Source organism: Vibrio sp. V10_P2A27P122 (genome assembly GCF_963874335.1).
Lineage (GTDB): Bacteria > Pseudomonadota > Gammaproteobacteria > Enterobacterales > Vibrionaceae > Vibrio > Vibrio anguillarum.
This window is the reverse complement of sequence record NZ_CAWNHY010000025.1, coordinates 1-11041: the sequence shown is the minus strand read 5'-3', so window position 1 is coordinate 11041 and position 11041 is coordinate 1. Positions and strand designations below refer to the sequence as shown.

Here is an 11041-nt window from a genome sequence, read left to right as displayed (position 1 = left end):
GCTGCATATAGTGCACGATCACCACAGTTACCTACTTTGTAGTCCTTCAGTGCTTCAAAGTAACGTGCCATGTCATGTGGGAAATACATGCTTCTAATATTATTAATATTAGTCAGCGTCTGCTTCCACTCTACTTTTACACGCACACTATCTGACTCAAACTTCTTAGGATCATAAAAATTCGTTTCACTCATGAGAGTAGAGGATTTATTCAGGTCTCGAATAACTTGATCCAATATCTCCGAAGATGGCAAAGTGTCAATTGTATGTACAACTTTACTGCCTTGTTCGCCTTCACGAGCTTCATTGTGATTTATAACAGAGCCAACAGTACGACGCTCAGCAATTCCTTCTAATTCAGAGTCGTTGCCTAAATCGCTAGACTCATTGCTTAACATTTTGGCTATCTTGTCTCTTGCTACAAGGAACTCATGAGACAATTTACGTTTTGGTGTAAAGAGTGGGTCATCAAGGCCAGCATTCCACTTATCATTGAGTGATGCTCGGTAACTGACATTAATCGCTACCTGCTGGAAATTAGAAAACTCCTGCGGATCACGAATCACCACCGCACCTTGCTCATTCACATTGAAATACGTTTGGATAGAGCCCTTTCCTTCGCCTAAACCATCTTCCATAAAGAAGCTTTTAGGTACAAAGAAAGTCGCAGGGAAATTGTCCGCCATTACCGCATAAGGGTTTGCGTCGTCTGCACCATGATGCACCATCTCTAGGCCATCGGTTCTGCCCAAGCTGGTATTGATCACATCTTTCAGCGTTTTTAAGCGATCGCTCACAACGCCAAGGCTCGCCCCATCCTTCTTGTTATAAAGCACCTCACTGTCGTATAGCTCTTGATACTTAGGCGTTAAGTCTTCGTAAGTAACAGACTCTTTCCACTGTTCCCAAGTTAATGGTTGCTTGACCTTATCTTGCGGCCCTAGATCAGCGTAGGAATACATCACCGTCAACAAATCATAGTCTGCTGTCATCGGCTGTTTAGATACAGGATCACCAATCACTTTGAACGGCGCTAGCTCGCCATCTTTCATGTAATGAACCTGCCACAGATCTTTACTCTCAACAGTCACTTTATTCAGGAAGAAAGTGACTGTTTGATCACCATTGGTTGCCGTTGTTTTGTACATACCGCTTTCTGCATCAAACTCAAGAGCTGTCAGTGACTGATATTTAGACACCAACTCATCCATTCGAACCTGATTTAGATACAAATCGGCACTTACCGCATTACCAGACTCAATGGATTGTTCGGCATAGCCGTTAAATTTATCGAGATCTCTTCTCGCAGATGCTTTGGCAAATGACTGATCTACAGGAATAAAACCAGACATTGGCCCCCAATCAGAGCTTTTCGCCTTAACAAATAAACCTTTACTGCTATAGAGCTTAGAATCAATCAGTGACTTCGACTTCTCATCAACTGGTCGAACACCGATAATGACATTTTCACGCTCAGCAACCTCCGCCAATATTTTCTGATCGATATCAGGCATACCAAGCTCGATGGTTTCTGGTTGCACGATTGGCTCGAGAACTAAATCTCGGGATTGATAATTCTTATGGTGAGAATCTGCGTTTGATATCGTCTCCGCATCATCCAATACAGGCTTGTTTTTCAGTAATGTGGTGATTTCATCGTGATCATTCACATCTTGGTTGTGAAGTATCTTTCCATCAGCCAATGCTTCTTTCGTGTCATCTACAACTTTTGCATCGACATCTGAAGTACCTGGTTTTTTAATCGGCGTTGCGTCAAACACAGGTAAATCGAGGATCCCCTGCATAGTGGTTTTGTCGCCGAAGGTTGGCTTGTAGCTTGCTAACGTGTTGCCATCCATTACCACCACACGGTTGAAGATTGCTTCACCTGCGTCGTTTTTAGCCAGCTTATAGCTTTGAGCCATGTTCAGATCGGACTTGCCGAAGAAACGCGCTAGGTAGGCGCCAAACTTCTCTGCTGACGAGAACTCAACGATGCCAGCATTTGGATCGTAGAAGCCGTAAACTCGCTCGTCACCTGAGCCTTTTGCCCAAGCCGCCATCGCATGTCCCGGAGCATCAAGTTCCAGCAACACCGATTTACCGTTAGCCGATGCATCAGTGATTTTCTCAACCACACTGTTTACGGTCAGCGCTTGCTTCCCTTCCAGCTTTTCCTGCCACACTTTCATCGACGTATCATGCATTGGGTTCTTTGCATGAATGGCCGCCAAGCTGCTGAGCAGTTTGCTAGCGTTGGCTTTTTCACTGTCTGAGTAAAGCGTTGGATTACTCAGCACTGCTGCCGCAGAGTACATCTTCTCTAGCAGTTGTCTTGCAACGCCAATTTGGCCATCGTTTTCGAGCTGCTTTGCAACCAGAACGAGTTTAGAAAGTGGATCACAACGACCACCAAAACCGTCGTTCGATAGGTTCAACAGCATTAACTGTGGCGCAAGTTGCTCGGTCGCTTTCGCATCCACGACGCCAGCAGAGGCAATCTCACGGAACAGTCGGTTGTACTTCTCAGACTTGTTCTGGAACGTCACTTTCAGTGCACGACTTTCAATTTCCCAAGCAAGCGCACCTTTTTGCTCTGCACTCCAGTTTCCTTTAACAAACAGATCCACCAGTTGCTTGATGTTCATGTTTGAACGGAAGCCGTCAACGATATCCTTCGCATGGTCGTTTTTATAACCATTCAAGAAATCTTCGGTTGTCCGAATGTCTTTCAATTTGCCCGGTACGCGAGTATCCGGTTGCAGCGCTTCGCCATAAAGTTTGAAATCTTTCTCGAGTCCTTTAAGCACTTCGCCCGTTTCTACCGTCGTTTGTGTTGACGTGCTCGTCTCATTACTTTCGATATAAGGCGCTGTCACTTTCGCCCATTGCTCGGCATGCTGCGTCATCAACCATTCTGCTTTATGATTTGCAGAAGCACTGAATTTAGGGTTTTTAACTGGAGGCTGGCCTTTGCTTGCCCGATACTCCTGATACCAGGCATTGAAATCATCACTGTCGCTCACCAGAGCATTCACTTCAGTAATGATGGCTTTGCGGCTAGCAGAGTCAAAATGATCGAGTGCCTTAACATCAACTTTTGCGGTGGACTCTGTTTTAGGCACAAATTTACTTAAAACACTCGGCACACTGCGAAACTCAAACAAAATCGCGGGTTCAGGCTGCTGCGAACGTCCTGTCGTTGCATTGTTGATTCCATGCCCCGCCACTTCTCCGCCATACTGGAAGTATTCAAACACGTTCTTAGCAAGGCTTTCTGAATGTGAACCTTTCAGCTTCTCAATAATTTGTTGTCGCACGTATCGTGAGTCGTCTGCGCTCAGAAGCTCCAGCATTTTTACTGGCTTAGTTCTCGGCAAAATCTCCCAAGCATTTTTCACTTTCGGATCGGTTAACCCTTGAGCATTCGGCGAGAAGCCTTCAGATGCAGGATCCCAATCATTAATATAGATACCGTACTCTTTCGCCAGATTTGCTGTTTTTGAATACACCGATGTTAGATAGGCATACACATTTTGCGCTACCACTGGATCATCTAATTTAGCTTCGTTCGCATTTACTAAAAATTCATCTCTCAGTCCTGACTGATACCAAGGCGCAGATTCTAGAAGTCTCACTTCCAATGACGAGCTTGAACCAAATTCTTTCGCACTGATGGCCATCGTGGCTTGTTGCCCACTAGGGGTCATTCCTATTGTCTGCCCTTGAGCTTCAATAGAAGTACCGTTACCCGCCGCGATGAAATGCTTCGAATTCGATATAACCAGCGTAAAACGCCCGTCATCACTAACCAAACTAGGTAAGCTATGGTGGTTCGATTGATTGATATGGCCTGTAAATTCTTTCGCTAGCCATAACATTGCCTCTTTGCGACTTTCAATCGCAACCATATCACTGGTTTCACTAGGATATGTAACCAATTCAATGGTATGAGTCTGCCAGTTGTTCACCCCTTTGATATCAGTGATACCAACTGGGTTACTGTAACCACCTTGATTCATATCTTTGGTCAACATAAACAATGGGTTACCTTGTGAATCATGCACATATCCAAACGTCTGTGCTGAGTTCTTAGGTAAAACAACAACTAGGCCAGATAGCTCATTTTCTATACCAATGGATGTCGATGCAAAATGGCTTTTAAACCCAGGAACGCTTTTAGAACCAAGTAGGCCAGTCGGTTGACTTCTCTTAACAGCGCTCAACCCTTCTAGGTTCACCCCTGAAATGTGAATCTCTTTTCGGCTCACATCCTGAGAGGCCGTTGTTGGCACAACAATACTGTCGGCGTTTGTCTCAGTGAACATCGAAGTGACAGAACTACCCGTATTTTTCGCTCGAATTCCTGCGTTAATTTGCAGGCGGTTGACTGCATTGGTCGCACCTTCTAAGGCTTCTAGCTCTTGCTCGCTCAAGCCTTCGCTAAAGCGACCATCAGCGTTTGTTTGACTGTCAGCGTTGATATGGCGGCCCGCAGCACCAGCGGCTTCGACGCTATGTGCTTGACCCACAAGGCCGCTGCCCGCAACACCTTGACGATCAGGGCGATCGCTTTCGTTTTGCTTAGCCCCTTTCGCATCATTCTGCACTTGGTTGGCTTTATGTTCCGCGTTCATCGCATCGCGATCACCACGCGATTGCGCGTCGTTTGCTGCGCTGTGTGCGTCAGATTCGGCTTGTTTCGCGTCATTGCCTTTTGCCAAAGCATCAGCTTTACGTTTTTCAGCATCAGTTTTAGCATCAGCAATGCCTTGCTCTGCACCCGCCAGGTTTTGCTCACCTTTTGCGACGCCTGCTTCCGATTGTGCAACCGAATCTTTGACTTTATTTTGATTGTCCGCGTGCGTCTGTTTCGCGGCAGCAATCTGCTCACCAGAAACCTGTTTTGCGTTGTCCAATTGGGTTTGAACACCATCAAGCAAGCCACCGGCAAAATCGTTGCGCCATTGGTCGCCCGACTCACCCGTATGCGTGGCTTTGTCATCGAGCACATCGAGACCTTGTGCCAGTTCGGTCAACTCAGCCGTCACGGCTTCCGACTCTTCTTTCACTGCATCGCGTTGAGCTTGACCATTATTTTCCAGAGCTTGTTGGTCGGTAGATTCCAATTGGCTTTGCGAACCTGCGACAGCATCGAGCTGTTTCTGCTTTTCTTGTTCTAGACGCTGGCGATCCGCTTCTGCGCGCTCTTTGTCTGATAGGGCATTCTGCGACGCTTGATTTTGCGTTGCATGCTCACTCACCGCATTAGTTTGCTGTAGCGTTTCTAATTTCGCAACTACGTTATCTAAGATATAGCCCAACCCATCATCGTGGCCTGTGCCTTTGAATTCGATACGGTTACTGCCAGCTTGAGCGGTCAGTTTTAAGGTTTTTTTCTGCCAAGCAGATTCATCACCAGACGATGAGAAAACCACTTCGCCGTTCCAGAGAACGTCAATGCCTTCGTTATTAGAAATGCCTGCACGTTTTGCAAAATCAAAGCTCAGCGTAATAACTTCGCCATGATTGAGATCATTCAGATCTTGAAAAATGGTCGTGTTGATGTAGGTGTCAAGCTCACTGACTCGGTTGCCGTGTCCTTCACTTGCAACGCCATAACCGTTGGCAGAAAAACCTGCTTCAATACCGTTAGAGGCCCTCCAACCGTACTCCCCCTGCTCAAAATCGCCATTAACAATGAGATTTGGCCCTTGAACTTGGTCCGAAGAGTCGTCAACGCTGAGCGCATTTTGCATTTGATTGAGATCAGGTGCGTCTACCTTGGTCACACTACCTGTTAGGCTATCACCCAAGTCCGAGCCCACTTCTTCAATCGCCTCCATTTGGAAGCCATCCAGCTTGGTAATTTCAGGTGTCGCAATCGCACCACGGCCTTTATGCGTGCCGGATGATGATGCTTCATCGCCTTGCACTAAGTAGTTGATTGCTTGGCTACCACCGACACCAAGTACGGTTTGCTTGATGTTATCAAACAGGGCGGAGAGCTTGTTGCTGCTGGTGTTGCTCGACGCGACCGCCAAACTGTAGAAATCACCATTACCGATTTTGATCACCACGTTGTTTTGAGCGTAAGAAGCATTAACCCCTAAACCATCACCAACATGAATATTAGCGTTGGCTTTACCTTTCATGACCGCGACGTTCAAACCATCGCCGATTTTGGTATTGACGTTGTATTGGCCCCAAGCAACATTGACCGAAATACCGTCACCAACCACAGTGTTAATATTGGCATCACCATAAGCGGCGGTGACGTTTAGGCCATCTCCCACTCGAGTCGTTACGTTCGCTTTGCCTTTCGCGGCGGTCACCTGCATACCATCACCGACTTTGGTGACGATGTTGCCCTTACTCCAAAGTGCGTTAAAGCTATCGCCATCACCCACTTGAGTCACGATGTTGGCTTCACCTTTGGCTAGCACAACATTTCGGCCATTACCCACTTTGGTGATAACGTTGGCTTTGCCCCAAGCACCGGTATAATCATCACCATCACCCACATGGGTAATGATATTGGCTTGACCTTGCACGACAGAGACTTCTTGACCATCGCCCACTTTGCTGATGACGTTGGCTTCACCTTTGGCAAAGTTATAGCGATCACCGTCGCCCACTTGGGTAAACACGTTTGCTTGACCCCAAGCCACGTTAACACCCAAACCATCACCGACTTTGGTAATGATGTTTGCCTTACCCTTGGCAATACCAATGGTCGTGCCATCTCCGACATGAGTCATCACGTTGCCGATATCGGAAATCAACAACCCTACCGTGGTGCCTTCGCCCACTTTGGTGAGGATATTGCCTTTACCAGCCAATACCGCTGCAGTGGTTGCATCACCAACATGAGTCACGACGTTGGCTTTTGCTGCCGCCACAACCCCCATGAAATCATCACCCACTTTGGTGACAATATTGGCTTCGCCCAGTGCTAACACGCCCGTTAGACCATCGCCGACATGCGTCATGATGTTCGCTTTACCGAACATCGCCGCCAGCGTTGTGCCGTTACCGACCTTAGTCATCACGTTCACTTCGCCTGCGAATATTCCTAGGCTGGTTCCATCACCGACATGGGTATAGATGTTTGCTTTACCGACCATCAGCGCAGCGGTGAGATCATCGCCCACTTTGGTCATGATGTTGGCTTGGCCAATCATCGCCGCAAACGTGCTGCCACTGCCTACGTGAGTGAAGATATTGGCGTTACCAACCATCGCCGCGAGTGTGGTTCCATTACCCACTTTTGTCGCAACGTTACCTTTGGCTAACATAAGCGCCACCGACATGCCATCACCAATGTGAGTGAAGACGTTGGCTTCTGCCACCATTAACGCAAGAGCATCACCGTTACCCACTTTGGTAAAGACGTTACCCAAGCCGCCCATAAGCGCCCAAGCATTGCCTTCTCCCACATGGGTAAAGATATTGCCTGCACCAATCATGGCCGCAATGGAGGTTCCATCGCCCACTTTGGTGAAGATGTTGCCTACTGCGCCCATCACTCCAAGAGTTTGACCGTCACCAAAATGCGTCAGCACGTTACCAACACCAAGCATAATGCCGGTTGTATCGCCATTACCCACTTTGGTAAGGATGTTCGCACCGCCGACCATAACGCCAGTTGTTGTGCCATTGCCCACATGCGTCAACACGTTTGCGCCACCGCCCATTACAGCAAGGGTGTTGCCTTTGCCTTTTTTGGTGAGAATGTTTGCGCCGCCGAGTGCCACCGCCGTGGTATTCGATAATTGATCATCACTGCTGATATGGGTAATCACGTTCGCACCACCCAGCATGCCCGCCGTGAGTTCACCATCACCCATTTTGGTCAATACGTTTGCGCCACCAGCCAGTACCGAAGCCACATCGCCTTGACCGACTTGTGTCATGACATTGAAACCGCCAGCCGCTAGCCATAGTGCATCACCACTACCGATTTGCGTGTGCGTGTTATAGCCGCCCAGTAGAGTAACTCGACTATTGCCTTGGCCTTTCTGTACCGAGATGTTGCCGTAAGCCAATAAGTGAGCCAGATAGTCGCCGTTACCAACACGAACCAGCACGTTCAACGCACCACCCGCGTAAACATCCATCTTGCCTTGCTGACTTTGGTGCACTAATACGTTTGCCAAACCTGCGCCGCGGAAGGTGAGATCCCCTTCTTCGCCATTTTTGACAATCACGTTAGCCGCGCCAGCACCGTTAAATTCGGTATTACCAAATTGGGAGCTGTGCAGGATCACGTTGGCAAGACCGCCACCGTTAAAGTAAACATGACCGCGTGTTACGTTGGATTTAATAACGTTACCGCCACCGACACCATTGAAATGAATATCGCCAGAGCTTTCGCCGCTATCGCTTACGGGTTTGAATAAGGTTTGATCCGTGTATTCGTCGATATCAGCCACGGTTTCGCTGGTACTTCTTACCGCGTTAACGCTGTAATGCAAGTCGCTGAGCGAGTAACCCCCTTTGCCCATTTCGTGATATCCATACACAGACGAAATATCTTGGTTAGCTAAATTGGCCGTGTGATCACCTTCTTTATACCAAGAGCGAGCTTGATATTTCAGCGCGCCGGTTTCGGCATCGTTCGCCAGTTCAACCACAACGATTTTCGTGTGTTGTCCCAGCATTTTAGCGTAAACATAAGTGTTGGGTTTGCGGTTTGATTTTACCGCTTTGACATCAACCTTAGTGCCATCAGCATAAATCGCGTGACCACCCATTTTTGCATCCGACAATGACACATCTTTCGCATCAATCACCGCACCATTGGCGTAAGTCACCCACTCATATTCAGTCAGGCTTTTTTCAACGGCATGAACGGTGACAGATTGTTGATGTTCAACTTTGAGATCAGATAACGTGTAAGCACCATTGATATTAACGGCTGTGAAACCACCGTTGTTGGAAATATCTTGATTCGCTAAGTTGTTTAAATGGTTACCCTCTTTATACCAAGCCGAAGAGTAATATCTCAGCTCTCCGGTTTGAGGATCATTACGCAACTGTACTTTGTTAATTTTGGTATACGAGGAGTCTGCGAAAGCAAAAAGATAAGTATTAGGCTCGTTAGCTGATTTTACTGCCGTGACTTGATGATTTTGTCCTATCCATGAACCACTCATCACCGCCTTAGTTAATACAACTTTATCAGCCTTGGCATTGGCCATTCCTTCTTTCGCGAAGTCATCCCCAGAACCTTTACGAGTAATGGTGTTATAAGCACCGCCGCCCGAGAAGTGAATATCACCATGTGCCACATCAGAGTAAAGGCTGTTGTAACCACCCACACCTTCGAAGCGAATATTACCGCGTGTTTCGGTATACACATCGTTCGCATTGTGCGTACGCTCAATTCGGTTGGATGCCCCGGCACCCGCTAGGGTAATATCCCCAACCTTGCCTTTGCGAACCAAATGGTTATCCGCACCAGCTCCACTAAAGTGCAGGTTACCGCTTTCAACACGTGAGCTAATACTGTTAGCAACCCCCGCGCCGACAAAACGCACATCACCTTGAGATCCTTGATACTGGTTAAACCAAGTACGATCGATTTTATTGCCCGCACCTGCACCTTCGAAACTCAAGTTTCCATGATTAGTTTCATGCCAGATAGCGTTGTAGCCACCAGCACCTTGGAAAGAAACATGGCCTGATGACCCTTGACGCTTAATGTGGTTGTAAGCCGCAGCACCTGCGTAGCTGATGTTGCCATGCTGGCCGTCATGACCAATGTCTACACCACCAGCAGCACCTGAAAATGAGAGATTACCGTCTCCGTTTTTCTTGATATCAGCATAACCCGCAGCGCCTCGAACGCTCAGGTTCCCCGTTGTATCTTCAACTTTTAGATAGCCGGCCCCCGCCGATACCGTATCGTTACCTGAACCGGTATATACCGTGGCTCCGATCGACCCCAGATGAATATGATCATCTCCGCCATAAGCATGAATTTCGCCGCCAAAACCGATGGCAACAATGTCGTTATTTCCATCGTCGGCGGAATAATTTCCGGTGAAGAAGTATTCGACACTTCTCCAAAATGGTTTTCCCATAGACTGTGGCTCTTATTATTATTTAAATAGAAAACCACTGTACCTTACGGATACAGCGGTCGTTTTGCGTGTCGATTTTGCCGCGGACAGTACACACTTTTTGCCCTTTCCACGGCAAAAAAACACGCTGTCGTAAGTCATTGACGATTTGACGTCCGTGCCCAAAAGGAGCAAGCATTTCAGGAATGTAGATATGATCACCAGAGCGCCAGTCAGCGGCTTCGATTTCTCGTTCACCGGACAATAGCAACTCTCTCACTTGCTCAGACAAAAACGCCCAATTACAAAATGCAATTGGACGTCCTTGTTCATCTTCGTAATAGCAAAACTGATTTAACTCAAATGATGGCATAATCCGTTGCTGCCATTCACTGATAAGATACCGCTGATGCAGAGGAGAATATTGGCTGAGCAGAAGAATCCCACCCATCATTTTCTGCATCATTGCACGATCCAGTTTCGCCGCGTGATGTTGAATCAACATACGCTAAGCCACCTTTTATTTTTTCGTGCGTGTCACGCGTTTTTTAGCTGGCTCAATACCACTCTCGTTCTCTTGAGGTGCTTCACTCGGTGATGGTAGAAAACCTGCGGCAATTAATTTTTCTAACTCTTCGTTCATACGAGGATCTTCAAGCATATTCTTAACCATCGAAACCATATACATAAAACCAGAAGCAGGCATATGAATCACTTCTTTTAGCTCTAAGTCCGTATCACTTTCCGCCATAATACCGTTTGCCATGTTGGATTGATTCTGTCCAACAAAATAGAGAGAAAAAACACCTTTATTATAATTAACACTCGATACAGTTTGAACGAATTTCTCAGACATAAATAACTCACCTCATAATTTAAAAAGAAAATAAAAAAAGATTAAAGCCACTTATAAAAAAGTAGCGATAACCCAAAAATGATGTTTAATGTTATACAGCATTTCAATGGCATGCAAC

3 protein-coding genes are annotated in these 11041 nt (G+C 47.0%); all 3 read right to left on the bottom strand.

Annotation, left to right across the window (positions count from 1 at the left end; translation table 11 throughout):
* A partial coding sequence (gene rtxA / locus AACQ17_RS01750; RefSeq protein WP_094167709.1) for an MARTX multifunctional-autoprocessing repeats-in-toxin holotoxin RtxA occupies positions 1 to 10088 on the bottom strand: 10088 nt, incomplete at its 3' end.
* Positions 10089 to 10110: 22 nt separating this feature from the next.
* Positions 10111 to 10572 carry an RTX toxin-activating lysine-acyltransferase RtxC gene (gene rtxC / locus AACQ17_RS01745; RefSeq protein ID WP_017044044.1) on the bottom strand — a complete coding sequence of 154 codons (462 nt, stop codon included), beginning with the start codon at positions 10570 to 10572 and terminating at the stop codon, positions 10111 to 10113.
* Between the two features lie 15 nt (positions 10573 to 10587).
* Positions 10588 to 10923: a protein RtxH gene (gene rtxH / locus AACQ17_RS01740; protein WP_013856638.1), complete on the bottom strand. Its 336-nt coding sequence runs from the start codon at positions 10921 to 10923 to the stop codon at positions 10588 to 10590.
* Positions 10924 to 11041 lie beyond the last annotated feature (118 nt).

Excerpts from the sequence above, each read along its gene's own strand:
- rtxC (WP_017044044.1), bottom strand. The coding sequence starts at position 10,572 with ATGTTGATTCAACATCACGCGGCGAAACTGGATCGTGCAATGATGCAG.
- rtxH (WP_013856638.1), bottom strand. The coding sequence starts at position 10,923 with ATGTCTGAGAAATTCGTTCAAACTGTATCGAGTGTTAATTATAATAAA.